This window comes from Streptomyces manipurensis, assembly GCF_049570255.1.
GTDB classification, from domain to species: domain Bacteria; phylum Actinomycetota; class Actinomycetes; order Streptomycetales; family Streptomycetaceae; genus Streptomyces; species Streptomyces manipurensis.
The window spans coordinates 4,608,246-4,632,664 of record NZ_CP186950.1 but is presented as its reverse complement, the minus strand read 5'-3'; the positions used below and the strand labels follow the sequence as shown (position 1 = coordinate 4,632,664).

Sequence of the window (24,419 nt, the reverse complement as noted above, 5' to 3'; positions counted from 1 at the left end):
GGCCCCGTCGGCCGACCCACAACAGGATCCAGCTCAACTTTAGAACCAATCCAATGTAGGATGGTCTCCTGACCACGCAGGAGGCCTCCTCATGTACGAGCCGATCCGCACGAAGCCGGTCGTCCATCGCATGGGCGGCGACCCCGACGACTACCCGCACAGCAGCCGGGCCGAGGCGCTGGACATCCAGCTCGGCGGCCACCTCGCCGCCCTGCTCGCCGTCACCGACGAGCTCGGGCTCGACGAGGCCGCCGCCGAGATCTCCGTCCAGGTGGCCCGGCTGCGCCGGGCGCAGCCCGTCCGCGCTCCGCGGGAGACCGCCACGGACACGGCCGCCCTCCACCGGCGTGCGCACGACCTCGCCGCCCGCGCGCTCCTCGTCGCCGCGTCCCGCGCCGACACCACCGTCGCGATCCTCGCCGCCGAACGCATGGACGCGCACGCCGCCGCCCTGAAGTCCCCGGACCTGGCCGGCGCCCTCTAGACGGCCCCGGTCCGGGGCCGCGGAGGCTCCGGACCGGGTGCCATGCTCCCTCCGGGAGGCCGGCGCGGCGCGTCCCGCGGCCGCCCGGAACAGCTCGCGAACGCCTCGCGAATCCCCCGCAATCGACTCTCGAGCGCCTCTCACCGCGCGTCGCCGCGCGCATTGAATTGGACAGATCACCGGGCTCCGAACAACGATGTCGGCTGAAACACGGCGGCAGCACGGGGGAGGCCGCTCCTCGGGTTCCATCTCCTCCACTCCGCTTCGTCCCCATCGAGCAGCCTGGAGAGACTCGCCCATGAGCTTCGGCGATCCGAACAATCCGTACGGCCAGCAGCCCCCGCAGGGCCAGCCCGGCTACCCGCAGCAGGCCCCGCAGGGCGTTCCGCCCCAGTACGGCTACCCCCAGCAGCCCCCGCAGGGCACGGCGCCGCAGTACGGCTACCCGCAGCAGCAGACCCCGCCGCCGGCGTACGGCGCGTACCCGCCGCCGGGCATGCCGGGCATGGGGATGCCGGCCGGCATGCCTCCGCTGGCGCACTGGGGCCTGCGCGCCGGCGGCTACCTGCTCGACATGCTGATCATCGCCGGTCCGATGTACGCGCTGATCGGCATCGGCGCGGCGGTCTCCGGCGATGAGTCGGGCGACACGGTCGCCGGGATCCTCAGCCTGGTCGGCATGCTGTACGCGGTCGGCATGCTCATCTACCAGCTGTACCGCGAGGGCACCACCGGTCAGACGATCGGCAAGAAGGTCGTCGGCATCAGCGTGCGCCGCGAGGCCGACGGCGCCGTCCTCGGCTTCGGCATGGCGTTCGTCCGCAAGCTGGCGCACATCCTGGACGGCCTGCCGTGCTACATCGGCTGGCTGTGGCCGCTGTGGGACGCCAAGAAGCAGACCTTCGCCGACAAGGTGTGCAGCACGGTCGTCATCAAGGTCAACGGCTGAGACCGTCGCCGAGGGCCGGTGACGACGACGGCCCGTCCGTGGGGGCCGGCGTGAACTCCGCGCCGGCGACCCCGCACCAGGGCACCGTCGCCACCGGCCACACCGGTCCGACCGCCTCCGCGTACTCGGTCGCGCCCGGGGCCACGCCCGGCACCTTCACCAGTGCCTGGGCGGCCCGCCGGGCCGGATCGGCCTCGGCGCGGTCACGGAACTCCACCGTGACCACGTAGGTACCGGTGCCCTCGGCGCGTCCGCGCGCCTCCACCGTGGCACTCACCCGCCGGCTGGCCGGATCGACGCGGCACCCGGTGACCCGTACGTCCTGGGTTGCCGGCCGCGGTGGTTCCTCCTGGGGTGTCCCGCCGCCGCTCGCCCACACGTACAGGCCCAGCGGGGCGAACACCAGCAGCCCGGACACCGCCACCAGGGCGACCAGCCAGCCCTGCCACTTCAACGCGCTCACGCCCATGCCCCGATCCTCCCGGCCCACCGCTCCGCCCACCAGCACCCGCAGGCTCACACAGCATTTCGAAGTGGGACCGCCTGGACACCCGGCGTTCACCCGACCCGGCGTGGAATGTGGGTTTCCGCGAGCACGCTGCCCCCGTGAGACGCATCCTGGGTATCGTCCTGGGTCTCCTCCTGATCGGCGGCGTCCTCTACGTCGCGTTCCAGGGGCAGAGCCGGGAATCCACGGCAACGAAGACCGTGCGTGGCGTCATCGGTTCGGAGAAGTCCGAGTTCTTCCGCGACCCTGACGTCGTCAAGGCCCTTGCAGCCAAGGGCTACACCGTGAAGACGGAGACCTCGGGCTCCTGGGCGATGGACCAACTCGCCCTGAAGGAGTACGACTTCGCATTCCCCGGCAGCAGTGAACCCGCCAGGGAGGTCGCGGCCGCGGCCGGCCTGAAGGGGGTGCAGGAGACCAAGCCCTTCTACTCCCCGCTCGTCGTCGTCGCCCGTCCGAACGCGGCGGGGGTGCTGGCCGCCAACGGTCTGGCCACCCTGACCGGCAAGAGCACCGGGACCCTGCTCATGGGCCCGTTCCTGAAGGCCGCCGCCGAGGACCGGACCTGGCAGCAGCTGTCCGGGGCCTCCGCCCACGCCGAGCTGACCGGCACGGTGTTCGTGAAGACCACCGACCCGGCCTCCTCCAACTCCGGCGCGCTCTTCCTCGCCGCCGCCTCGAACGTCGCGAACGGCAACAGCGTGGTCGCGGACGAAGCGGGCGTCGAGCGGACCGCGCCCCTGATGCGCAAGCTGATCTCCGTCCAGGGGGCCCTGGAGAGCAGCAGCGACGACCCGTTCCGGGCGTTCATCAGCGGCAGCGGCGAACCGCTGATCCTGGTGTACGAGTCCCAGGTGGCCTCGCTGCTCCTGCAGAAGCAGGATCCGGGCGCGATGGTGGTGCTCTACCCGGACACCACCGTGAACACGGCGCACACCTTCGTGCCGCTCAGCGACGCCGCGAGGGAGCTGGGCGCGCTCCTGGCCACCGATCCGCGGCTGCGCGAGCTGGCCGTGCTCCGCGGGTTCCGCCCGCAGGACGGCGTGGCCGAGTTCACCGCCGCTACCGCCCCGCACGCCGACCACCTCAACCCGGGGCTCACCGGGATCCGGCAGGTCGGCACACCCACCGTCAAGATCCTGATGGCGCTCGCCCAGCGCGCCAAGGGCTAGGGGGACTGCACACATGACGTTGACACCTCCCGAGGACACCCCGCTGGTCCTCAGCGCACCCGAGCCCGTCGCCCCCGTCCGCCGGGAGCAGGCCGCGGGACTCGTACCGCTCCCGGACGGCGTCCACGACGAGATGGCCCGCCGGGCCGCGGAGTACGTCGGTTCGCTCGCCGGGACCGACGCCCGCTCCCCCGAGTTCGCGCAGCGTGTCGGTGAGATCGCCGCGCTGGGCTCGGCCGACGTCCGCACCGCCGCCCGGCAGTCCAACCGGATGCTGGAGCGGGCCGTACGCTCCCTCGGCTCCGACGGCGGCGGAGACGCGCAGGCGCGCGTCGCGGGCTCCCTGGTCGAGCTGCGGCGCACGGTCGAGGACCTCGGCCCGCGGGACACGCCCGCCTCGGGCGCCCGCAGGCTGCTGGCGAAGCTGCCGGGCGGCAACCGCTTCCGCGACCACGTGGCGAAGTACGCCTCCTCGCAGGCCACCCTGAACCGGATCGTGGGGGCGCTGCGCAGCGGTCAGGACGAGCTGCGCCGCGACAACGCGGCCCTGCACACCGAGCGTTCCCGGCTGTGGGAGACGATGGGCAGGCTCCAGGAGTACGCGGTCCTCACCGAGGCCTTGGACGACGCCGTCGCCCGGCGGGTCGCGGAGGCCGAGCAGACCGACCCGCGGGAGGCCGACGCGCTGCGCGCGGACGTGCTCTTCCCGGTCCGGCAGAAGCACCAGGACCTGCTGACGCAGCTGGCCGTCTGCGCCCAGGGCTACCTGGCGATGGACCTGGTCCGGCGCACCAACGACGAGCTGGTCAAGGGCGTCGACCGGGCGGCCACGACCACCGTCTCGGCGCTGCGCATCGCGGTGATGCTGGCCTCGGCGCTGGACCGCCAGCGCGCGGTGATCGAGCAGGTCGACGCCCTGAAGGGGACGACGGAGGAGCTGATCCGCGGCAACGCGGACATGCTGGCCGCGCAGAGCGGCGAGATCCAGCGGATCGCGGCGGATCCGGCGGTGGGCGCGGAGACCCTGCGGGCGGCCTTCGCGCAGATCTACAGGACGCTGGACGCGATCGACGCGTTCAAGGCGCAGGCCGCGCAGAACATGGCGGCGACGGTGGAGTCCCTGGCCGGTGAGCTGGAGAACGCGTCGGCGTACCTGGCGCGGACGCGGACCGCCGGTGCCGTCGAGGGCGGTGCCCTGTGAGCGCGTCCGGGCGGTTCCCGGCCGCGGCGGGGGCTCCGCCCCGGCCCGCGGGCCCGCGGCGCCGGCGGGCCGCGACGGGCATCGCGCTGGCTCTGGCCGTGCTCGCCGCGGCGACGGCCTGTACCTCCGACGGGCCCGAAGGGCCTGCGGAGACGGCCTACAAGGAGGGCACCCTGCGGGTGCTGGCCTCCAGTGAGCTCGCGGACATGGAGCCGGTGCTGGAGCGGGCCCGGAAGGCGACCGGGATCACCGTGAGGTTCACGTGGTCCGGGACGCTGGACGCCGTCGAGCAGGTCGCCTCCGGGCAGGCCGACGGCAGGTACGACGCGATCTGGCTCTCCTCCAACGACTACCTGCGGCTGCGGCCGGAGGCCGCCGGGAAGCTGTCCAGCGAGACCCCGGTGATGTCCTCGCCCGTCGCCCTCGGCGTGAAGCCGGAGGCGATGGCCCGGCTGGGCTGGAAGCCCGGGGAGGTGACCTGGCCGACGGTGCACGAGGCCGTCGCCGCGGGGAGGCTGACGTACGGGATGACCGACCCGGTGCGTTCGAACTCCGGCTTCTCCGCGCTGGTGTCGGTGGCGTCGGGGCTGTCGGGGGCGCAGGCGGCGCTGACGGACGCGGACGTGAAGGCGGCGACGCCCCGGCTGAAGGAGTTCTTCGCCGGGCAGAAGCTGACGTCGGGTTCCTCGGGCTGGCTGGCCACCGCGTACGGCAGGCGCGGGGACGTGGACGCGCTGGTGAACTACGAGTCGGTGCTGCTGTCGATGAACCGGGACGCGAAGGGCGGCGGGGCGCCGCTGACGGTGGTCCGGCCGCGCGACGGGGTGGTCACGGCCCACTACCCGCTGACCCTGCTGACCTCGGCCCCGGCCGGGGCGCGCGACGCCGGGCGGGCGCTGACGGACTGGCTGCGCGGCCCGGACGCGCAGCGGGCGATCACCGGGCAGACCTTCCGCCGCCCGGTCGCGCCCGGCGTGGCGCCGGCCGACGGGCTGGACCGGGACCAGCGGCGCGAGCTGCCCTTCCCGGGGACGCGCGCCGTCGCCGACGGGCTGCTGGCCGGCTACGAGAACGAGCTGCGCCGTCCCTCGCGGACGGTGTACGTGCTGGACACCTCGGGGTCGATGAGCGAGGAGGACCGCATCGGGCGGCTGAGGTCGGCGCTCACCGACCTGACGGGCACGGGCAGTTCCGGGCCGGGGCGGCGCTTCCGGGACCGTGAGGAGGTCACGCTGCTGTCCTTCGGGTCGAAGGTGAAGAAGGTGACCACGCACGTGGTGGAGCCGGGCGATCCGGGGCCGGCCCTGGACGCGATCCGCCGGGACGTGAAGTCGCTGGAGCCGGACGGGGGTACGGCGGTCTACGGCAGCCTGGAGGCGGCGTACGAGCAGATCGGCCGGGGCGGCGGGGACGCGTTCACCTCGATCGTGCTGATGACGGACGGCGAGAACACCGAGGGCGTCGGGGCCGGGCACTTCGGCTCGTTCTACGCGAAGCTGCCCGAGGCGCAGAAGCGGACGCCGGTGTTCGCGGTGCTGTTCGGCGACTCGGACCGCAAGGAGCTCACCCGCATCACCGAGCTGACCGGCGGCAGGCTCTTCGACGCCACCGGCGGGAGCGGCGCGCTGGCCGGAGCCTTCGAGGAGATCCGTGGCTACCAGTAGGCGGGCGGGCCGGGCCCGGGTCCTGGCGTACCTGGAGTCGCGCAAGAACCTGGCCGGTTCGGCCTGCGGGGTGGCCGGGCTGGGCCTGACGCTGGCCGGGGCGGCGGGTGCGTACTGGCCGCTGGTGGTCGCGGGGCTGTACGGGGCGGGCGCGCTGATCGCACCGCCGGAGCGGACGGCTCCGCCGCCCTTCGACCCGCGCGAGGAGCTCGGTGTCCTGCGTGGGGACTTCGGGCGGCTGCGGGAGTACGCGGACGCGGTGGAGCTGCCGGCGCAGGCCCGGGACACGCTGGAGGAGCTGCTGGGGCTGTACGCGGCGCTGTTGGAGCCGGGTTGGGTGGCCGATGTGCTGGCGGCCGATCCGGAGGCGGTGCACGCGGTGTCGCGGGCGGTGCGGCAGGACGTGCCGGAGAGCGTGGACGCCTACCAGCGGACCCGCTGGTGGGACCGGATGGTGCCGGGCGGGGAGTCGCCCGAGCGGCATCTGGGGCGGCAGCTGGGGATGCTGCGGGAGGAGGCGCGACGCGTGACGGCGGACCTCCACGAGGTGGAGGCCCGCCGTCAGCAGACGCACACGGCCTATCTGGAGGAGCGCGGACGCTCTTCCTGACAGGCCGGTGCTGCGGTGGGCGCCGCTTGGTCGGGGGCTCCCACAGCGGTGGGCGCCGCTTGGTCGGGGGCTCCCACGTTCATAGGCCCTTCTTCAGGGCGTGCTACGGCTCAGGCGCTCAGCCGAGGCGCTCGACGAGCGCGTGGTACTGGTCCCACAGCTCCTTCGGCGTGTGGTCGCCGTAGGTGTTGAGGTGCTCGGGGACCAGGGCGGCCTCCTCGCGCCAGACCTCCTTGTCCACGGTGAGGAGGAAGTCGAGGTCCTCGGCCGGGAGGTCGAGGCCGTCGAGGTCGAGGGAGTCCTTGGTCGGCAGGATGCCGATGGGGGTCTCGGTGCCCTCGGCGGTGCCGTCGAGGCGGCCGACGATCCACTTCAGGACGCGGCTGTTCTCACCGAAGCCGGGCCACACGAACTTGCCCGCGTCGTTCTTGCGGAACCAGTTCACGTAGTAGATCTTCGGGAGCTTGGACTGGTCCTTGTCCGCGGCGACCTTGACCCAGTGGGCCATGTAGTCGCCCATGTTGTAGCCGCAGAACGGCAGCATGGCGAAGGGGTCGCGGCGCAGTTCGCCGACCTTGCCCTCGGCGGCGGCGGTCTTCTCGGAGGCGATGTTCGAGCCGATGAAGACGCCGTGGTTCCAGTCGAAGGACTCGGTGACCAGCGGGACGGCGGAGGCGCGGCGGCCGCCGAAGAGGATCGCGGAGACCGGGACGCCCTTGGGGTCCTCCCACTCGGGGGCGATCGTCGGGCACTGGGACGCCGGGACGGCGAAGCGGGCGTTGGGGTGGGCGGCGGGGGTCTCCGAGTCCGGAGTCCAGTCGTTGCCCTTCCAGTCGACCAGGTGGGCGGGCGCCTCTTCGGTCATGCCCTCCCACCAGACGTCGCCGTCGTCGGTGAGCGCGACGTTGGTGAAGACGGTGTTCGCGTACATGGTCTTCATGGCGTTGGCGTTGGTGTGCTCGCCGGTGCCGGGGGCGACGCCGAAGAAGCCGGCCTCGGGGTTGATCGCGTAGAGGCGGCCGTCCTCGCCGAAGCGCATCCAGGCGATGTCGTCGCCGATGGTCTCGACCGTCCAGCCGGGGATCGTGGGCTCCAGCATGGCGAGGTTGGTCTTGCCGCACGCGGACGGGAAGGCGGCCGCGACGTACTTCGTCTCGCCCTCGCCGGCCGGCGGGGTGAGCTTGAGGATCAGCATGTGCTCGGCGAGCCAGCCCTCGTCGCGGGCCATGACGGACGCGATGCGCAGGGCGTAGCACTTCTTGCCGAGGAGGGCGTTGCCGCCGTAGCCGGATCCGAAGGACCAGATCTCGCGGGTCTCCGGGAAGTGCGAGATGTACTTGGTGGTGTTGCAGGGCCACGGCACGTCGGCCTGGCCGTCGGCGAGCGGGGCGCCGAGGGTGTGGACGGCCTTGACGAAGAACCCGTCGGTGCCGAGCTCGTCGAGGACGGCCTGGCCCATGCGGGTCATGGTGCGCATGGCGACCGCGACGTAGGCGGAGTCGGTGATCTCGACGCCGATCGCGGAGAGCTCGGAGCCGAGGGGGCCCATGCAGAAGGGCACGACGTACATCGTGCGGCCCTTCATGGAGCCGCGGAAGATCCCCTGCTCGCCGGCGAAGATCTCCTTCATCTCGGCCGGGGCCTTCCAGTGGTTCGTGGGGCCCGCGTCCTCCTCCTTCTCGGAGCAGATGAAGGTCCGGTCCTCGACGCGCGCGACGTCGGAGGGGTCGGAGGCGGCGTAGTACGAGTTCGGGCGCTTGCTCTCGTCGAGCTTCTTGAACGTTCCCTTCGCGACGAGCTCCTCGCACAGGAGCTCGTACTCGGCCTCGGAGCCGTCGCACCAGACGACACGGTCCGGCTGGGTGAGGGCTGCGATCTCGTCCACCCAGGAGATCAGGGCGTCGTGCTTGGTCGGAAGGGTCGTGCTGGTGGGAGCCGCGTTCTCGCGCGCCACGATTGCTCCTTGTTGAGGGGTTTGTTTGGTGTTGGCCCCGTGGGGGCTGCGACCCGGACGCTTCGCGCTCCGCTCATCCGGTGTCGACCGCACTCATCTGATCATCCGGTGGATGTGCGCATATGTCCAGAGGGCCTCTCACGTGAGCATTGCCACGTCCGTCAATCTTCCGTAAAGAGCACCACCGGCTACCTACGGACCCGTAGGTAGCATGGCGCGCATGACTTCTGACGCCGCCGCCGTCCCCGCCGCCGAGGCCGCAGCGGCCTCCGGCACCTCCCCGGTCGTCCAGGCCGCGGAGGCCGTCGAGTCCGCCATCGAGGCCAAGCCGCTGCTGCGCGGCTGGCTCCACCTCGGCATGTTCCCCGCCGTGATCGTCGCCGGGCTGGCCCTGATGGCCTTCACCGACTCGACCCGGGCCCGGGTGGCCTGCGGGGTCTACATCCTCACGGCCTGCCTGCTCTTCGGAGTGAGCGCCGTCTACCACCGCGGTACGTGGGGTCCGCGCGGCGAGGCCGTCCTGCGGCGCCTCGACCACGCCAACATCTTCCTGATCATCGCGGGCACCTACACCCCGCTGACCGTGCTGCTGCTCCCGCCCTCCACCGGCCGGACCCTGCTGTGGGCGGTGTGGCTCGCCGCGGCGGCCGGGATCGCCTTCCGCGTCTTCTGGGTCGGCGCCCCGCGCTGGCTCTACACGCCCTGCTACATCGCGATGGGGTGGGCGGCCGTCTTCTTCCTCCCCGACTTCATGCGCACCGGCGGCATCGCCGTCCTGGTGCTGGTGATCGTCGGCGGTCTGCTCTACAGCGTCGGCGGGGTCATCTACGGCATGAAGCGGCCGAACCCCTCACCGCGGTTCTTCGGCTTCCACGAGGTCTTCCACTCCCTGACCCTCGTGGCCTTCGTGGCCCACTACGTCGGCATCTCGATCGCCGCCTACCAGCACTGACGCGGCACGGGGCCGAACACGGAGCGGTCCGTCCGCACCCAGGGGGCCCGTACGCACCGGGGAGCCTGTCCGCCGCGAGGAGCCCCTCCGCACCGCGCGGACGGGCCCCTCGGTCGCTGTCGGGGCGGGCCGGCTCAGGCGCGGGCCGTCCCGAGCTCGTCCGCCAGCGCGGCCGGATCCGTCGTGGGACGCGCGCACACGAAGTGCCGGCACACGTACGCCGCCGGCCGGTCCTCCACCAGCGTGCGCCCGGCCAGCAGCGGGAACTCCCCGCCGTCCGCGGCCCCCGGCGGACCGACCGCCACCACCGCGCCGGGGGCGGTCCCCAGCAGCGCCGTACGGTGCAGCGCGGCCAGCGCCGGATCCCCGGGACTGCCGACGACCGCGACCTCGCGCGGCCCGTCGAGGAGCGCCTCCGCGACCGCCAGCCCGTGCCCGATGAACCGCGGCACCCGCGGACCGAGCGCGTGCACCACCCCGAGGGCCCGCTCCGCAGCCGTCCGGTGGGCCTCGGAGCCGGTGTGCGCCGCGTACGAGAGCAGCGCGCCCGCGGCGGCCGTCCACCCCGACGGGGCGGCGGTGTCCGTCGGGTCCTGCGGCCGGCGGATCAACCGCTCCGCGTCGTGCGCCGTGTCGTACAGCGTCCCGTCCTCGGCCGTGAAGCGGTCCAGGACCAGGTCCAGGAGGAAACCGGCGAACTCCAGCCAGACGCCCTCGCCGGTGACGGCGGCCAGCGCGAGGAAGCCCTCCGCGACGTCCCCGTAATCCTCCAGGACCCCGGCGTTCGCCCCGGCCCGGCCGTCCTTGCTGGTCCGGGCGAGCCGCACCCGGCCGCCGGTCGCGTCGAAGTGCACGCGCACCAGCAGGTCCGCGGCCTCCGTCGCCCGCTCCACCAGGTCGGGGCGCTCGAAGTACGCCCCGCACTCGGCGAGCGCGGCCACCGCCAGGCCGTTCCAGGCGGCGACGACCTTGTCGTCCCGGCCCGGCGCCGGACGGCGATCGCGAGCGGCCAGCAGCCGGGCCCTGACCTCGGCGAACTTCCCGGCCTCGGCCACGGGACCGTCCTGGGGCAGCCGCAGCACGGACGTGCCGTGCTCGAAGGTGCCCTCCTCGGTCACCCCGAACCAGCCGGCGGCGAGGTCCCCGTCGGCCTCCCCGAGCACCTCCCGCAACTGCGCCGGGGTCCAGGCGTAGTAGGCACCCTCCACATGCTCCCCGGTCAGCGGGTCCTCGCTGTCGGCGTCCAGCGCGGAGGCGAACCCGCCCTGCGCGGTGCGCAGCTCCCGCACCATGAAGTCGGCGGTCTCCAGCGCCACCCGCCGCGCCAGATCGGACCCGGTGGCCCGCCAGAGGTGGGCGTAGACCCGGCAGAGCAGGGCGTTGTCGTACAGCATCTTCTCGAAGTGCGGGACGACCCACTCGCGGTCCACGGAGTAGCGTGCGAAACCGCCCCCGAGCTGGTCGTAGATCCCGCCGCGGGCCATCGCCTCGCAGGTGTCGGCGGCCATCTGCAGGGCGCCCTCGGCCCCGGTGCGGGCGTGGTGGCGCAGCAGGAACTCCAGCACCATGGACGGCGGGAACTTGGGCGCGCCGCCGAAGCCGCCGTGCGTGGCGTCGTACTCCCGCGTCAGCCCGAGCAGCGCCTGCGCGAGCTCCTCGGGCCCGGGGGTTCCGGCCTTGCCGTAGTCGAGCTGGCGCCCGGCGAGGTCCCGCACGATCTTCTGCGCGACCTCGGCCACCTCCTCGGGCCGGTCCACCCAGGCCGCGCGCACGCCTTCGAGGACCTGCGTGAAGGAGGGCATGCCGTGCCGGGGCTCCGGCGGGAAGTAGGTGCCGAAGTAGAAGGGTTCGGCGTCGGCGGTGAGGAAGACGGTCATCGGCCAGCCGCCCTGCCCGGTGGCCGCCTGCACGGCTTCCATGTAGACGGCGTCGACGTCGGGGCGCTCCTCGCGGTCCACCTTCACGTTGACGAAGTGTTCGTTCATGTAGGCGGCGACCCGCTCGTCCTCGAAGGACTCGCCGGCGAGGACGTGGCACCAGTGGCAGGACGAATACCCCACGCTCAGCAGCACGGGCACCCCCCGCTCCCGCGCCTCCGCGAAGGCCTCCGGCGACCAGGGCCACCAGTCGACGGGGTTGTCGGCGTGCTGGAGCAGGTACGGCGAGGTCTCGTTCGCGAGGCGATTCGGCATGCGGCCAATCTATGCGGTGCCCCTGCCCCTCCGCGGGCCCGGCACGGCCCCGGCCCCCGTTCCGGTTGCGGTTCCGGGGCCCGATGCGGCCGCGGACAGTACGCTGGGGCCGGCAGTACCGAACGGCCGAGGCCCTCGAAGGAGGCTCACCCTGACCGCCCACATGGTGGCGCCCGCGTGGATGCACACGCAGATCAGCACGGAGCAGTACGAGTCCTGGTCCGAGGAGCAGTGCGCCGGCATCGAGATCGTGGACGGGATGGTCGTCGTGAGCCCGCGCGCCTCCAAGCGGCACAACAGGCTGACTCGCCTCCTGGCCAACGCCCTGGACGCCGCCGCGGGCGCGGACTGGAACGCCGACACGGACTTCGACGTCCGTCTGCAGGACGTTCCGCTCACCAACCGCCGTCCCGACGTCATCGTCTACCGCGCGCAGACCATCGACACCACGCCCACCCGCCCCGAGCACGTGCTCCTGGTCGTCGAGGTCGTGGCGCCCGGTTCGGAGACCACCGACCGGATCGTGAAGGTGGACCAGTACGCCAAGGCCGGCATCCCCTTCTACTGGCGGGTCGAGCAGGCCGCCACCGGTGTCCCGATCGTCTACACGTACGTCCTCGACCCGGCCACCAAGGCGTACAGGGACGGCGAGTTGTTCACCGGCACGGTGAAGGCCACCGCACCGTTCTCCGTCACGGTCGATCTCGCGACCTCGTAGGGGACGGGAAGGCGTACCCGTTGGCGCGTCATGAGGACTGTAGCCAAGGCGAGTTGGCGGTTCGGTCCGGCCTGCTGTGGAGGCGGCGGCTTCCTCTGAAGTAGCTCAGATTCCCTCGCGTCCGGGGCGGTGCCGCAGGACACTTGGGGCACGTTGCCGGAGCTCTCTGAGGGGATGCCGATGCGGGACAGCCATCGCGGTGAGGCCGAGCGCCTGTTGGTGCGGGCTGTGGACGAGGCCGTCCGGCGCGGGTCGGGCGGGCCGGACGCCACCGGCACCGGGGTGGAGAGGGCGGTGCTCCTGGCGCGCGGCCGGGAGCTGCTGGACTCGCTCGCGGCGGGCGCGGCCCCGGAGTACGAGGCGTACGTGCGGGCCCTGGACGAGGCCGCGGCCGGGGAGCAGTCGCTCGGGGAGGCCTTCCGGCGCGGGAACACCTCCACGGCGGCCCTGGTCACGGCGGTCGCGGCGGCGGCCGCCGTGGGCGCGGACCTGTCGCTCGGTGTCGCGGCCGGTACGGCACTGACCGCCGGGGCGGTGGTGGGAATCGCCGGGGCCGTGGCCACGGTGGTGAAGGTGACGGCGACGCACCTGCCGGCGGCGAACCGGCGGGCCGGGGAGCTGGGCAGGCCGGGCGGTGCCGAGCAGTTGAAGCTGCAGTGGCTGACGGCGCTGGAGGTGCGGGGGATACGCCCGTTCCTGGAGCAGCAGCGTGCGGTGGCGGCCGCGGCGCGGGCGCCGCGCGCGGGGGTGTCCGTCTCCCTCGCGCGGACGCCGCCGCAGTTGCGCGGCGCGGACCGCAGCGCGGAGGCGCGGCGGCGCAGTGCGCTGGAGCAGTCGTTCGGGCAACTGCCGGACTCGGCGGGCCGGTTCGCGGGGCGGCGGGCGGAGCTGACGCGGATCGCGCAGTGGGTGCAGGCGGCGCGGGCGAGTACGGAGACCCGCCCGGTGGTCGTGGTGCTGTACGGCGAGCCGGGGGTGGGGCGGACGGCGCTGGCGCTGCGGGCGGCGCACGCGCTGCGGGACCAGTTCCGGGGCGCGTGCGTGGTGGACCTGCGGGGCGGCTCGACCGTGCCGGAGACGGGCGAGGCCGGGGAGGCGCCGCTGTCGACGCGGGAGGCCCTGCTGCACCTGATGAACCGGCTGGGCGCACCCCGGGAGCAGTTGCTGTTCCGGGAGGGCGCGACGGCGGAGCAGCAGGTGCGGCGGCTCGGCGAGTTGTACCACCAGCACCTGCGGGGGCTGCCGGTGACGGTGCTGCTGGACGACGCGGTGGACGCGGAGCAGGTGCGGACGCTGGTGCCGGAGCGTTCCGAGAGCCTGGTGCTGGTGACGGCGCGCGAGCCGCTGGAGCTCCCGGCGGACCTGCCGGCGTGGGTGCACCAGCTGCCGGTGGAGCGGCTGGACGCGGCGGAGTCGGCGGAGCTGCTGCGGGTGGCCGGCCCGGGGGCGGCGGCCGGTGCGGCGTCCGGCACCGGCGCGGGCCCGGAGGACTCCCCCGCCGTGGCCTCGGTGGTGCAGCTGAGCGGCGGGCTGCCGCTCGCCCTGCGGATGCTGGCGCCGCTGGTGCCGGACGGCGGCGTGCCCGGCGGGGGTTACGTCGCCGGCGGGGCCGCGCATCCGGTGGAGGCGGCGCTGCGGGCCGCCTCCACCCGGCTGGCCGAGCCGGCGCGGCTGCTGCTGCGGCGGCTGCCGCTGGCCGGGCGGGCCTCCCTGGGCGGGGCCGCCGCGGCCGCGCTGGCGGACGTACCGGAGCAGGCGGCGCTGCGGACGCTGGAGGAGCTGTGGGAGGCGGGACTGATCGAGCGGGTCCGGGGGCAGCGCTTCCGGATGCACGACGAGGTGCGGGCGTACGCGGCGGCCCGGCTCGCGGCGGACGGGGACCGGGCGGAGTCGGCGGCGGCGCTGGAGCGGCTGATCCGGACCTACGCGCAGCTCGCGGACTCGGTGATCCGGATGGTCGACGGGAAGATGTCGACGCGCGCGAACCAGTTCGGGGGCCACGGCTTCACCTCGCTGGACGCCGCGCTGCGCTGGCTGGACGACGAGTCGAGCTTCATCACGGCGGCGCTGCGGCACGCGGAGGACGTGGACCAGCAGGCGGTGCTGGACCTGCTGGGGGCGCTGTGCGACTTCTGCCTGCTGCGCGGCGACCTGTACCGGCTCGGGGAGATCGACGAGCTCACCCGCGCCGTGGAGGCCGGACGCCAGGGGCAGGCGGGGCCGAAGGGGAGGCTGGCGCGTTCGGTGCAGTGGCGTACGGGTATCGCCGCGCGTCAGCTGGGCGAGCTGGACAAGGCGCGCACCACGCTGACCTCGGTGGTGGACCAGTACATGGAGGCGCGCCAGGAGGCGGGGGCGGCGATGGCCCTGGTCTCGCTCGGCATCACGCTGCACCACCAGGGCAACCTCCCCGAGGCGGCCGTCCGCATCCGGGAGGCGCTGGTGCTGCAGGAGCCGCCGGAGCTGGCGGGCGACCGGGCCTGGGGGCTGCACGCGCTGGCGGCGGTGGAACGGGACCTGGCGCACCTGGCGGAGGCGGCGCGGCTGCTGGAGACCTCGCTGGCGCTGCACCGGGAGAACGAGAGCGTGCACGGCGAGGCGTGGGCGCACTTCCAGCTGGGCCAGGTGCACCTGCGTTTCGGGGACGTGGCGCGGGCGGAGGAGGAGCTGGAGCAGGCCCTGCACCTGTACGGGCGCACCCGTGACGACCGCGGGGAGGCGTGGGCCCTGACGCAGCTGGGCCGCGCCCGGGTGGTGGACGGGGACGCGGGGCCGGCGGTGGAACGGCTGCGGGAGGCCCTGTTGCGGCACCGGGAGGCGGAGGACGCGCGGGGCGAGGCGTGGACGCAGTACTACCTGGGTCAGGCGCTGGAGGTGAGCGGGGAGCGTGACGAGGCCGTCCGGGAGCTGGAGCGGGCGCGGACGATGTTCTCGCGGATGCGGGACGTGTACGGGCTGGCGCACGCGCGGCACCACTCGGGCCGGGTGACGCGCGACCAGCGGGCGGCCCGGACGGGGAACCTGCGCAACTCCGGCTTCGCCCGGCAGCTGCTGGTGGACGCCCGGGCCGACTTCCAGCGGATCGGGCTGGCGCACGGCGAGGCGTGGACCTGCCTGGAGCTGGCGGTGGTGGACGCGGGCAACGGGCGGCTCTCGCAGGCGCTCGGCCTGTGCGAGGAGGCGGTCCGGCTGTTCGTGTCGTACGGGGACCGGCGCGGGGAGGACTGGGCGCGCTTCCTGCGGTGCACGCTGCTGCCGTACGCGGGGCCGGGCGGGCCGGGGGTCACGGAGGAGGCGCGGGCGGAGCTGGCGCGGCTCGCGCAGGCGCGGCACCCGGCGCGCGACCGCAGGCTGGAGGACTGCCTGGAGACGTACGGGGTGGTGCTGGGGCGGGGCGTGGACCCGGTCGAGGGCTGGCAGGCCTGGCGTCTGGGCCTGGTGCCGGACCTCCACTCCCGTGAGGTCATGGGGGTCCCCCGCCCCTGACGCGGGACCCGGCCCCGGCGCGGGACCCGGCCCGGTGACGGGCCGGGCATGCGCAGCCGGCCTCCCCGCCGCGGTCGGCGGGGAGGCGGTGAGCGGGAGCCGGTGAGGCGGCCGGGGGCCGCCCCGGCGCTACGGGGTCCGGTCCGCCGCGGGGGCGGCGCCGGCCGGGCCGGGCTCCGGGGCCTCCTCGAAGTTCACCCGTCCCATGTGGCGGTTCATGGACTTCATCAGGGCCCACACGCCGATGGCGAGGACCGCGAACACGATGAAGCCCAGGACGCCGGGCGTCACCTTGTTCTTGTCGAAGGTGTCACCCGCCAGCGGGAGGAGCTGGGTCAGTGCTGCCTGCGTAGCGCTCATAGCTACGCATTCTCCCGGATGCCCGCGAAGAGGTCGGACTCGGGGAGGGAGGTGTCGACGAGCGACTTCGCGAGCTCGTACTCCTCGGTGGGCCAGACCTCCTTCTGGAGGTCCATCGGGACGCGGAACCAGCCGCCGTCCGGGTCGATCTGCGTGGCGTGCGCGATGAGCGCCTTGTCACGGATCTCGAAGAAGTCCGCGCACGGGATGTGCGTGGTGAGGGTCCGCTCCTTGCGCTCGAACTCCTTCCACCGCTCCAGCCACTCGCCGTAGGGCGACTCCATGCCGCGCGAGAGCATCGCCTCGTGCAGGGCGATGGTCCGCGGCTTGTTGAAGCCCTGGTTGTAGTAGAGCTTCTGCGGCTGGTGGGCGGGGCCGAACTCGGCCTCGGGGAACTTCTCGGTGTCGGCCGCGCCGTCGAAGGCCACCATCGTGATCTTGTGGGTCATGATGTGGTCGGGGTGCGGGTACCCGCCGTTCTCGTCGTAGGTGGTGACCACCTGCGGCTTGAAGGCGCGGATCTTCTTGACGAGCTCGCCGGCCGCCTCGTGGACGTCCGCGAGGGCGAAGCAGCCCTCGGGCAGCGGCGGCAGCGGGTCGCCCTCCGGGAGGCCGGAGTCGACGTAGCCCAGCCACTCCTGCTCGACGCCGAGGATCTCGCGCGCCTCGTCCATCTCGCGGGCGCGGACCTCGTGGATGTTCTCCTCGATGTACTTGTCGCCCTGGAGCTTGGGGTTCAGCACCGAGCCCCGCTCGCCACCGGTGCAGGTGACGACCATCACCGGGATCCCCTCGGACACGTACTTGGCCATCGTGGCCGCGCCCTTGCTCGACTCGTCGTCGGGGTGGGCGTGGACGGCCATCAGTCGAAGCTGCTCGGTCAAAACAGGATCCTCTGCGAATCGGCGCGACACTCGGCTTCTATAGTGACCGAACTGGGGGACGGAAAATTCCAGGGGTGACCCGACCTCCCCAGCGAGAGGAAACGATCATGAGCGCGGTACGCGAGGGACTGCCCGAGGGCCGGTACGGCCGGTCGGCGGACGAGCGTACGGACCGGAAGCTCAAGATCATCGGATCCGTGCTGGGTGCGGGCATGCTGGGGCTGATCGGCTGGATCGGCTGGGACTACGTCGCGGGCCAGAGCGTGAGTGCCGAAGTGATCAAGTTCCAGGTGATTTCGGACACCGAGGTGAAGGTGCACCTGGAGGTCCGCAAGGACGCCTCGGTCACCGGCGTCTGCACCATGAGCTCGCAGGACGAGGAACACGCCGAGGTGGGCCGCGCCGACTTCACCTTCCCCCAGGCGGAGTCGCGGGTGGACGAGGTCGTGTCGCTGAGGACCACCGGCCGCGCCACCATGATCGAGCTGGTGGGATGCCAGCCGGCGGCCTCTTCGCGCTGACGCTTGGACGCGTGCGCCGCGGGGCATTGAGACTCAGGGGTCCTCCCCCTTTTCTTCCCGAATTGTTAGGCTCGTGGTTTCGTCCGCCGCAGGCGGGCATGTAGTCCCATGTACCGACGAGGAGCACCCGTGACCCAGACGAGCGAAAGCGTCACCTGGCTGACCCAGGCGGCGTACGACCAGCTGAAGGCGGAGCTGGACTACCTCTCTGGTCCCGCCCGCACGGAGATCGCCACCAAGATCGCAGCCGCCCGCGAGGAGGGCGACCTGCGCGAGAACGGCGGGTACCACGCGGCGAAGGAGGAGCAGGGCAAGCAGGAGCTGCGGGTCCGCCAGCTCACGCAGCTCCTGGAGAACGCCAAGGTCGGGACGGCTCCCGCCTCGGACGGCGTGGTGGCCCCCGGCACGCTCATCACGATCGCCTTCGACGGCGACGAGGACGACACCATGGAGTTCCTCCTGGCGTCCCGCGAGTACGCGTCCGGTGACTTCGAGACCTACTCGCCGCAGTCGCCGCTGGGCGCCGGCGTGCTGGGCAAGGCGATCGGCGAGGACGCCGAGTACGAGCTGCCGAACGGCAAGACCGCCTCGGTCAAGATCCTCGACGTCAAGCCCTTCACCGGCTGATCACCACCGATCACCCCCTGTTCACCACCGATGCCCGGCCGGATCCTCCGGCCGGGCATCGCGCGTTCCCGGAGGACCGGGGCCGGACCCGGGGCCGCGCCCCGGGCCGCCGGGGTCAGGCCGTCGCCGAGCGGTACTTGCGCACCGACAGGGTCCGGAAGACCACGATGATCACCAGCGACCAGAGGATCGACGCGATCACCGGGTGCTGCATCGGCCAGGCGTCCGGGACCGGATAGCCGGGCGGGAGGTTCCCGAACAGCTCCCGGCAGGCCTGGACGGTGGCGCTGAACGGGTTCCACTCCGCGATCGTCCGCAGGAAGGTCGGCATGTTCTCGGAGGGGACGAAGGCGTTCGAGATGAACGTCAGCGGGAAGAGCCAGATCAGCCCGCCCGAGGTCGCCGCCTCCGGGGTGCGCACCGACAGGCCGATCAGCGCGCCGATCCAGGAGAAGGCGTAGCCGAGCAGGAGCAGCAGGCCGAAGCCCGCGAGGACCTCCCCGAAGCTCGTGTGGGTGCGCCAGCCCACCAGGAGGGCCACGATCGCGAGGACGATGACGGTCAGGGTGGTCTGGACGAGGTCGGCCAGGGTCCGGCCGGTCAGCACCGCGCCGCGGGCCATGGGCAGTGAGCGGAAGCGGTCGATCAGGCCCTTGTGCATGTCGTCCGCGATGCCCGCGCCGGCGCCCGCGGTGGCGAAGGTGACGGTCTGGGCGAAGATGCCGGCCATCAGGAACTCGCGGTAGGCGGCGGGCGAGGTGCTGCCGCCTACGCTGATGGAGCCGCCGAAGACGTAGCTGAACAGGACGACGAACATCACCGGCTGGATGACCCCGAAAATGATCATTTCGGGGATCCGGGACATCCGGATCAGGTTCCTCTTGGCGATCACCAGGGAGTCGCTGACGCTTTGGACGACGCCGCCGCGCGGGCTCGGTGCGGCGAGGTCTCGGGTCGGGGTCGTGAGGGTCACTTCACCGCCTCCTTCCCGGCCGCCCTGCGGCCCTTCGTCCCGCCGGCGCCGGCCTCCTCCTCGGTCCCCAGCTCCGCCGCGTGCCCGGTCAGGGAGATGAACACGTCGTCGAGGGTGGGCCGGCGCAGGCCGATGTCGTCGATCTCGATGCCCCGGCCGTCCAGTTCGCGGATGACCTCGGCGAGCAGCTTGGCCCCGCCCGCGACGGGCACGGTCAGCTTGCGGGTGTGCTCCTCGACGGTGGTCTCGCCCTTGCCGAAGCCGGCGAGCACCTCACGGGCGGAGGCGATCCGGTCGCGCTCGTGGACCACCACCTCGACCCGCTCTCCCCCGGTGCGGGCCTTGAGCTCGTCGGAGGTGCCGCGGGCGATGACCCGGCCCTGGTCGACCACGCAGATGTCGTGCGCGAGGTGGTCGGCCTCCTCCAGGTACTGGGTGGTCAGCAACAGGGTGGTGCCGCCGGCGACGAGCTCCTGGATGATGCCCCACAACTGCTGGCGGTTGCGCGGGTCGAGGCCGGTGGTCGGCTCGTCCATGAACATCACGGGCGGGCTGACGACGAGTGCGGCCGCGAGGTCGAGGCGTCTGCGCATGCCGCCGGAGTAGGTCTTGGCGGTGCGGTCGGCCGCGTCGGAGAGGTTGAAGCGTTCGAGCAGCTCGGTGGCCCGGGCCTTCGCCGCCCTGCCCTTCATCTGGTAGAGCTGGCCGACCATCTGGAGGTTCTCCCGGCCGGTCAGGTATTCGTCGACGGCCGCGAACTGGCCGGACAGGCCTATGGAGCGGCGGACTTCGTTGGGGTTCTTCAGGACGTCGATGCCCGCGACGACGGCCTTGCCGCTGTCGGGTCGCAGGAGGGTGGTCAGGACGCGCACGGTCGTGGTCTTGCCCGCGCCGTTGGGGCCGAGCAGACCGAGGACGGTGCCTTCGGGGACATCGAGGTCCACGCCGTCCAGAGCCCGTACGTCGCCGAAGGTCTTCACCAGACCTTCGGCGTGGATAGCGCCTGGCATGTGGATTCTCCCAGGGTGAAGGGGGCCGGTTGAATCGAGCTGTTCGGGGCTTTTCTCCGCAAATCCTAGGGGCGCCGGGCGGGCAGCGCTCGGCCGGACGGGTGACACGGCGGGGCCGGTCCGCGCAGCGGTCCGATCCGTCGGACCGGTCTAGCTCATCACCTTGTAACCCGCGCCGTGCAGGGAACGCGCGACTTCCGCGCAGTGCTCCGGCCCCTTGGTCTCCAGCTGCAGCTCCACCTCCACCTCCGTGAGCCCCAGGCGCGGGTCCGTGCGCACATGGCTCACGTCCAGCACGTTCGCATCCACCACCGACAACACCCCCAGGAGTCCGGCCAGGGCGCCCGGGCGGTCGGCCACCCGCAGCCGCAGCGACAGGTACCGGCCCGCGGCCGCCATGCCGTGGCGCAGGATCCGCTGCAGCAGCAGCGGATCGACGTTCCCGCCGGACAGGACGGCGACCACCGGGCCGGCGCCGTACCGCTCGGGTTCACTCAGCAGCGCCGCCACCGTGCTGCACCCGGCCGGCTCGACGACCAGCTTGGCCCGCTCCAGGCACAGCAGCAGCGCGCTGGAGAGGGCGTCCTCCGACACCGTACGGACGTCGTCGACAAGATCGCCGATGATTCTGAAGGGAACGTCGCCGGGCCGGCCGACCTTGATGCCGTCGGCCATCGTGGCGGGCTCGTCGATGGACACCGGGTGCCCCACGAGCAGGGACGGCGGGTACGCGGCCGCGCCGGCCGCCTGCACGCCGACGATCCGCACGTCGGGGCGCAGGGCCTTGACGGCGACCGCGATGCCGGCGGCCAGGCCGCCGCCGCCGATGCCCACGAGGATCGTGCGCACCTCGGGGCACTGCTCCAGGATCTCCAGGCCCACCGTGCCCTGGCCCGCGATGATGTCGCGGTGGTCGAAGGGGTGGATGAACACCGCCCCGGTGCGGTCGGCGTACTCCTCGGCGGCGGCGAGGGTCTCGTCGACGACCTGGCCGTGCAGCCGCACCTCGGCGCCGTACTCCTGGGTGGCGGCGACCTTCGGCAGCGGGGCGCCGACGGGCATGAACACGGTGGAGCGGACGCCGAGGAGCGAGGAGGCCAGCGCCACGCCCTGGGCGTGGTTGCCGGCGCTGGCCGCCACCACACCGGCGGCGCGCTGCTCGGGGCGCAGGCCGGCGATGCGCACGTACGCGCCGCGGAGCTTGAAGGAGCCGGTCCGCTGGAGGTTCTCGCACTTGAAGTGCACCGGGGCGCCGGTGAGCGCGGAGAGGTGCCGGCTGCCCTCCATGGGCGTGACCCGGGCGACGCCGGAGAGCATCTTCTGGGCTCCCCGGACGTCGTCGAGGATGACCTGCGGGACGGGCACGGGCACGCGGTAGTTCATGCCGCCAGTCTCGCAGCCCGGCGCGCGCCCGGCCCCGGACGCCGGCGGCGGCCCCCGCGCCCGGCAACGGCGTCGGCGTCGGACGCGGGCCCGGACACGGACGCGGGCTCCCGAGGGGCGAGATCTCGCCATCCGGGACGCCCGCCGGGCGGCCGTCCGCGCGGGCCGTACCAGTTCTCGTACGCGGCGGACGGGGCGCGGCGGGGCCGCGTACTCTGTCCCCCATCCTGTCGGACCCACGCGAAGAGAGCCCATGGCCATGCCTTCCTCCCCGGCCAGTTCCGACCTGCCCACGGTGGCCGAATCGCCCGCCGGTGCCGGTCTCCTCGACGCGCTCCAGCACCAGGTGGCGGTCTTCGCCCGTCGCGCCGAGCAGACCCGTCTGGGCGGCGTGGGCCAGGCCCGCAACTCGATGGACCGCGCGGCCTACCTCCTGCTGAACCGGCTCGACCTGGAGGGACCGATGGGCGTCAAGGCGCTCGCGGGCGGCATGGGCATCGACTCCTCCACCGTGACCCGGCAGGTCGCGCCGCTGGTCGACAGCGGTCTGGTCAAGCGGACCTCGCACCCGGAGGACGGGCGGGCCGTGGTCCTCGCGCTGTCCCCGCGGGGCCTCGCGCGGCTGGAGGAGGTGCGTTCCTCGCGGCGCGAGCTGATGGCCCGGGTGACGGAGGGCTGGAGCGAGGACGAGCGCGAGTCCTTCACCGGGCTGCTGACCCGCTTCAACCTGTCGCTGTCGGAGCTGATGGCCTCGGTGGCCGAAGCCGATCCGGCCTCCTGAGCGGAGTACGTCCGTCCTCTTGACCGGAGCGGTCCCGCTGCCCGCACTATGTGGGCTATGCGGGCGGTTGATCAACAGGCTGGCTCCTACGCGGAGTTCGAGGCCTTCGTCGCGGGGGCGGCGGGGCGGCTCCTGCACGTCGCGGTCCTGCTCACCGGGGAACCGGACGCGGCGCGGCGGCTGCTCGCGGGCGCACTGGCCCGCGCGTACGCGAACTGGCAGCGCCTGCGCCGCGACGACCCCTACGACTACACCCGCCACGAGCTGTGCGCGGCGTTCGCCCGCACCGGCTGGCGCCACCACGGCGGGAGCGGGGTGCTGGCCCGGCTGAACCCGGCCGAACGGCTCGTCCTCGTCCTGCGGCTCTACGAGGGCGTCGCGGAGGAGGTCGTGGCCGCCCAGCTGGGGATGCCGGTGGAGCGGGTCCGTGTGCTGTGCAACCGGGCCGTGCACGTGCTGCGGTCCCGGGAGGCGGCGTGAGCGGGATCCCGGACCGGAAGGAAGCGCAGGTCAGACAGTTACTGGAGGGCCCGTACCCGGTGGTTCCGGCCGGGCTGGCGGCGGGCGCCGCGGCCCGCGGCGGCCGGTTGCTGCGCCGCCGCCGGGCCCTGCGCCGGCTCGGCTGGGCCGTGCTCTTCGCCGCCGCGGTGGCCTTCGTGGTCTGGGCGTCGCTGACCCGCCCCTGGGTGGGGCCGCCGAGCGGCATCTCCCCACCGCTGGAAGGCTGGTAGCCCCGCCGGACCCGGCTCACACCGGGCCCGGCGGGGTCCGGGGCTACTGGCCCAGCGCCTGCGTCAGGTCCGCGATCAGGTCGTCGGCGTTCTCGATGCCGACGGAGACGCGGATCAGGTCCGCGGGGACCTCCAGCGCCGAACCGGCCACCGAGGCGTGCGTCATGCGGCCCGGGTGCTCGATGAGGGACTCGACGCCGCCCAGGGACTCGGCCAGGGTGAAGATCCTGGTGCGGGCGCAGACCGCCACGGCCTCCTCCTCGCCGCCGGCGACCTGGAAGGACACCATGCCGCCGAAGTTGCGCATCTGCTTGGCGGCGACCTCGTGACCGGGGTGCTCGGGCAGGCCCGGGTAGAGGACCTTGGTGACCTTCGGGTGCCGCTTGAGCACCTCCACGATCTTCGCGGCGTTCTCCGCGTGCCGGTCCATGCGCACGGCCAGGGTCTTGATGCCGCGCAGCACCACCCACGAGTCGAACGGCCCGGCCACCGCGCCCATGGCGTTCTGGTGGTAGGCGAGCTCCTCGCCCAGGGCGGCGTCCGCGGTGACCAGCGCGCCGCCGACCACGTCGGAGTGCCCGCCCATGTACTTCGTCAGCGAGTGCACGACCACGTCCGCGCCCAGCGCCAGCGGCTGCTGGAGGTACGGCGAGGCGAAGGTGTTGTCCACGACGAGCCGGGCGCCGGCCGAGCGCGCGATGTCGGCGACGACGGCGATGTCGGTGATGCCGAGCAGCGGGTTGGAGGGCGTCTCGACCCAGATGACCTTCGTCTTCGGGGTGAGGGCCGCCCGTACGGACTCGGCGTCGGAGGTGTCGGCCACCGACCACTCCACGCCCCAGCGGGAGACGACCTTGGCGAAGAGGCGGAAGGTGCCGCCGTAGGCGTCGTTGGGGATGACCACGTGGTCGCCCGGGGAGAGCAGCGTGCGCAGCAGGCAGTCCTCGGCGGCCAGGCCGGAGGCGAAGGCGAGGCCGCGCCGGCCGCCCTCCAGCGCCGCGAGGTTCTCCTCCAGGGCGGTGCGGGTCGGGTTGGCGCTGCGGCTGTACTCGTAACCGCCGCGCAGGCCGCCGACGCCGTCCTGCTTGTAGGTGGAGACCTGGTAGATCGGGGGCACGACCGCGCCGGTCAGCGGGTCGGCGGTGTTGCCCGCGTGGATCGCGCGGGTCTCGAAGCTCTGGTGCTCGTGGCTGTCGTCGCTCATGGTCAGATGCTATGCCCCGGTCCGGTGTGCACCCCCCTGTTGGCCTGTCGGCCCT

At 73.0% G+C, this 24,419-nt stretch carries 23 protein-coding genes; 14 read left to right on the top strand and 9 right to left on the bottom strand.

The genetic code is table 11. The features are described from left to right. Positions 1 to 91: 91 nt before the first annotated feature. Both ACPU2J_RS21560 and ACPU2J_RS21555 read left to right on the top strand, forming a co-directional pair. The gene (locus ACPU2J_RS21560; RefSeq protein ID WP_365069857.1) at positions 92 to 484 is read left to right on the top strand and encodes a hypothetical protein; all 393 of its coding nucleotides are present in this window, start codon (positions 92 to 94) and stop codon (positions 482 to 484) included. Between the two features lie 298 nt (positions 485 to 782). Next, on the top strand, positions 783 to 1,433 hold the full coding sequence (locus ACPU2J_RS21555; protein ID WP_423833836.1) for an RDD family protein: 651 nt from the start codon (positions 783 to 785) through the stop codon (positions 1,431 to 1,433). On the opposite strand, the gene ACPU2J_RS21550 is transcribed toward ACPU2J_RS21555, so the two are convergent. Continuing rightward, positions 1,423 to 1,896 carry a hypothetical protein gene (locus ACPU2J_RS21550; RefSeq protein ID WP_423833835.1) on the bottom strand — a complete coding sequence of 158 codons (474 nt, stop codon included), beginning with the start codon at positions 1,894 to 1,896 and terminating at the stop codon, positions 1,423 to 1,425. The two genes, ACPU2J_RS21555 and ACPU2J_RS21550, sit on opposite strands and share 11 nt — an antisense overlap. A 143-nt stretch (positions 1,897 to 2,039) precedes the next feature. On the opposite strand from ACPU2J_RS21550, the gene ACPU2J_RS21545 reads away from it, so the two are divergent. Genes ACPU2J_RS21545 through ACPU2J_RS21530 form a run of 4 tightly spaced genes read left to right on the top strand, consistent with a single transcriptional unit; the run spans position 2,040 to position 6,588 of the window. Beyond that, positions 2,040 to 3,113, top strand: a complete 1,074-nt coding sequence (locus ACPU2J_RS21545) for a hypothetical protein (RefSeq protein ID WP_423833834.1) — start codon at positions 2,040 to 2,042, stop codon at positions 3,111 to 3,113. Positions 3,114 to 3,126: 13 nt separating this feature from the next. Beyond that, positions 3,127 to 4,314 carry a toxic anion resistance protein gene (locus tag ACPU2J_RS21540; protein WP_420079783.1) on the top strand — a complete coding sequence of 396 codons (1,188 nt, stop codon included), beginning with the start codon at positions 3,127 to 3,129 and terminating at the stop codon, positions 4,312 to 4,314. Further along, positions 4,311 to 5,978 (top strand): substrate-binding and vWA domain-containing protein, encoded by a 1,668-nt coding sequence (locus ACPU2J_RS21535; protein WP_420079784.1) that lies wholly within the window; start codon positions 4,311 to 4,313, stop codon positions 5,976 to 5,978. Before ACPU2J_RS21540 ends, ACPU2J_RS21535 begins: the two co-directional genes overlap by 4 nt. Further along, positions 5,965 to 6,588, top strand: coding sequence for a hypothetical protein (locus ACPU2J_RS21530; protein WP_399310203.1), 624 nt, complete (start codon positions 5,965 to 5,967; stop codon positions 6,586 to 6,588). Before ACPU2J_RS21535 ends, ACPU2J_RS21530 begins: the two co-directional genes overlap by 14 nt. A 118-nt stretch (positions 6,589 to 6,706) precedes the next feature. Here the strand turns inward: ACPU2J_RS21530 and ACPU2J_RS21525 are convergent, their stop codons facing one another. Next, the gene (locus ACPU2J_RS21525) at positions 6,707 to 8,542 is read right to left on the bottom strand and encodes a phosphoenolpyruvate carboxykinase (GTP) (RefSeq protein ID WP_420079785.1); all 1,836 of its coding nucleotides are present in this window, start codon (positions 8,540 to 8,542) and stop codon (positions 6,707 to 6,709) included. Positions 8,543 to 8,753: 211 nt separating this feature from the next. Between ACPU2J_RS21525 and trhA the strand changes: the two genes are divergently transcribed. Then, a complete protein-coding gene (trhA, locus tag ACPU2J_RS21520; protein ID WP_420079786.1) occupies positions 8,754 to 9,494 on the top strand; it encodes a PAQR family membrane homeostasis protein TrhA in 741 nt (246 codons plus the stop codon). Positions 9,495 to 9,628: 134 nt separating this feature from the next. Here trhA and ACPU2J_RS21515 read toward each other — a convergent pair whose 3' ends face one another. Beyond that, complete coding sequence (locus ACPU2J_RS21515; protein WP_423833833.1) at positions 9,629 to 11,686, bottom strand: thioredoxin domain-containing protein; 2,058 nt, start codon at positions 11,684 to 11,686, stop codon at positions 9,629 to 9,631. A 151-nt stretch (positions 11,687 to 11,837) separates the two neighbouring features. Here ACPU2J_RS21515 and ACPU2J_RS21510 point away from each other — a divergent pair, with 151 nt between their 5' ends. Both ACPU2J_RS21510 and ACPU2J_RS21505 read left to right on the top strand, forming a co-directional pair. Continuing rightward, positions 11,838 to 12,404 (top strand): Uma2 family endonuclease, encoded by a 567-nt coding sequence (locus ACPU2J_RS21510; protein ID WP_423834992.1) that lies wholly within the window; start codon positions 11,838 to 11,840, stop codon positions 12,402 to 12,404. 180 nt (positions 12,405 to 12,584) lie between these two features. Then, positions 12,585 to 15,890: a tetratricopeptide repeat protein gene (locus ACPU2J_RS21505; protein ID WP_423833832.1), complete on the top strand. Its 3,306-nt coding sequence runs from the start codon at positions 12,585 to 12,587 to the stop codon at positions 15,888 to 15,890. Between the two features lie 129 nt (positions 15,891 to 16,019). On the opposite strand, the gene ACPU2J_RS21500 is transcribed toward ACPU2J_RS21505, so the two are convergent. Then, positions 16,020 to 16,250, bottom strand: coding sequence for a hypothetical protein (locus tag ACPU2J_RS21500; protein ID WP_420079789.1), 231 nt, complete (start codon positions 16,248 to 16,250; stop codon positions 16,020 to 16,022). Between the two features lie 2 nt (positions 16,251 to 16,252). Beyond that, a complete protein-coding gene (gene mca, locus ACPU2J_RS21495) occupies positions 16,253 to 17,134 on the bottom strand; it encodes a mycothiol conjugate amidase Mca (protein ID WP_361590767.1) in 882 nt (293 codons plus the stop codon). A 107-nt stretch (positions 17,135 to 17,241) separates the two neighbouring features. On the opposite strand from mca, the gene ACPU2J_RS21490 reads away from it, so the two are divergent. Both ACPU2J_RS21490 and greA read left to right on the top strand, forming a co-directional pair. Further along, positions 17,242 to 17,655 (top strand): DUF4307 domain-containing protein, encoded by a 414-nt coding sequence (locus tag ACPU2J_RS21490; protein ID WP_423833831.1) that lies wholly within the window; start codon positions 17,242 to 17,244, stop codon positions 17,653 to 17,655. A 129-nt stretch (positions 17,656 to 17,784) separates the two neighbouring features. Beyond that, complete coding sequence (gene greA / locus ACPU2J_RS21485) at positions 17,785 to 18,282, top strand: transcription elongation factor GreA (RefSeq protein WP_361590771.1); 498 nt, start codon at positions 17,785 to 17,787, stop codon at positions 18,280 to 18,282. 115 nt (positions 18,283 to 18,397) lie between these two features. Here greA and ACPU2J_RS21480 read toward each other — a convergent pair whose 3' ends face one another. The 3 genes from ACPU2J_RS21480 to ilvA form a co-directional block, all read right to left on the bottom strand. Then, entirely contained in the window at positions 18,398 to 19,255 is an 858-nt protein-coding gene (locus ACPU2J_RS21480) for an ABC transporter permease (protein ID WP_420079791.1), read from the bottom strand. Then, positions 19,252 to 20,265: an ATP-binding cassette domain-containing protein gene (locus ACPU2J_RS21475; protein WP_423833830.1), complete on the bottom strand. Its 1,014-nt coding sequence runs from the start codon at positions 20,263 to 20,265 to the stop codon at positions 19,252 to 19,254. Before ACPU2J_RS21475 ends, ACPU2J_RS21480 begins: the two co-directional genes overlap by 4 nt. A 150-nt stretch (positions 20,266 to 20,415) precedes the next feature. Next, positions 20,416 to 21,648: a threonine ammonia-lyase gene (ilvA, locus tag ACPU2J_RS21470; protein ID WP_420079793.1), complete on the bottom strand. Its 1,233-nt coding sequence runs from the start codon at positions 21,646 to 21,648 to the stop codon at positions 20,416 to 20,418. Positions 21,649 to 21,907: 259 nt separating this feature from the next. Here ilvA and ACPU2J_RS21465 point away from each other — a divergent pair, with 259 nt between their 5' ends. The 3 genes from ACPU2J_RS21465 to ACPU2J_RS21455 are packed head-to-tail and all read left to right on the top strand — an operon-like array spanning position 21,908 to position 23,160. Further along, a complete protein-coding gene (locus tag ACPU2J_RS21465; RefSeq protein ID WP_361590956.1) occupies positions 21,908 to 22,429 on the top strand; it encodes a MarR family winged helix-turn-helix transcriptional regulator in 522 nt (173 codons plus the stop codon). A 57-nt stretch (positions 22,430 to 22,486) separates the two neighbouring features. Next, positions 22,487 to 22,909, top strand: coding sequence for a sigma factor-like helix-turn-helix DNA-binding protein (locus tag ACPU2J_RS21460; protein WP_420079794.1), 423 nt, complete (start codon positions 22,487 to 22,489; stop codon positions 22,907 to 22,909). Beyond that, positions 22,906 to 23,160 carry a hypothetical protein gene (locus tag ACPU2J_RS21455; protein ID WP_365069881.1) on the top strand — a complete coding sequence of 85 codons (255 nt, stop codon included), beginning with the start codon at positions 22,906 to 22,908 and terminating at the stop codon, positions 23,158 to 23,160. Before ACPU2J_RS21460 ends, ACPU2J_RS21455 begins: the two co-directional genes overlap by 4 nt. 43 nt (positions 23,161 to 23,203) lie before the next feature. On the opposite strand, the gene ACPU2J_RS21450 is transcribed toward ACPU2J_RS21455, so the two are convergent. Next, a complete protein-coding gene (locus tag ACPU2J_RS21450) occupies positions 23,204 to 24,364 on the bottom strand; it encodes a cystathionine gamma-synthase (protein WP_420079795.1) in 1,161 nt (386 codons plus the stop codon). Positions 24,365 to 24,419: the final 55 nt, after the last annotated feature.

Bases quoted from the DNA above. Each gene is read 5' to 3' on its own strand.
- ACPU2J_RS21560 (WP_365069857.1), top strand. From the start codon at position 92: ATGTACGAGCCGATCCGCACGAAGCCGGTCGTCCATCGCATGGGCGGC.
- ACPU2J_RS21555 (WP_423833836.1), top strand. From the start codon at position 783: ATGAGCTTCGGCGATCCGAACAATCCGTACGGCCAGCAGCCCCCGCAG.
- ACPU2J_RS21540 (WP_420079783.1), top strand. From the start codon at position 3,127: ATGACGTTGACACCTCCCGAGGACACCCCGCTGGTCCTCAGCGCACCC.
- trhA (WP_420079786.1), top strand. From the start codon at position 8,754: ATGGCGCGCATGACTTCTGACGCCGCCGCCGTCCCCGCCGCCGAGGCC.
- ACPU2J_RS21515 (WP_423833833.1), bottom strand. From the start codon at position 11,686: ATGCCGAATCGCCTCGCGAACGAGACCTCGCCGTACCTGCTCCAGCAC.
- ACPU2J_RS21505 (WP_423833832.1), top strand. From the start codon at position 12,585: ATGCGGGACAGCCATCGCGGTGAGGCCGAGCGCCTGTTGGTGCGGGCT.
- ACPU2J_RS21500 (WP_420079789.1), bottom strand. From the start codon at position 16,250: ATGAGCGCTACGCAGGCAGCACTGACCCAGCTCCTCCCGCTGGCGGGT.
- ACPU2J_RS21490 (WP_423833831.1), top strand. From the start codon at position 17,242: ATGAGCGCGGTACGCGAGGGACTGCCCGAGGGCCGGTACGGCCGGTCG.
- ACPU2J_RS21475 (WP_423833830.1), bottom strand. From the start codon at position 20,265: ATGCCAGGCGCTATCCACGCCGAAGGTCTGGTGAAGACCTTCGGCGAC.
- ilvA (WP_420079793.1), bottom strand. From the start codon at position 21,648: ATGAACTACCGCGTGCCCGTGCCCGTCCCGCAGGTCATCCTCGACGAC.
- ACPU2J_RS21465 (WP_361590956.1), top strand. From the start codon at position 21,908: ATGCCTTCCTCCCCGGCCAGTTCCGACCTGCCCACGGTGGCCGAATCG.
- ACPU2J_RS21460 (WP_420079794.1), top strand. From the start codon at position 22,487: ATGCGGGCGGTTGATCAACAGGCTGGCTCCTACGCGGAGTTCGAGGCC.
- ACPU2J_RS21450 (WP_420079795.1), bottom strand. From the start codon at position 24,364: ATGAGCGACGACAGCCACGAGCACCAGAGCTTCGAGACCCGCGCGATC.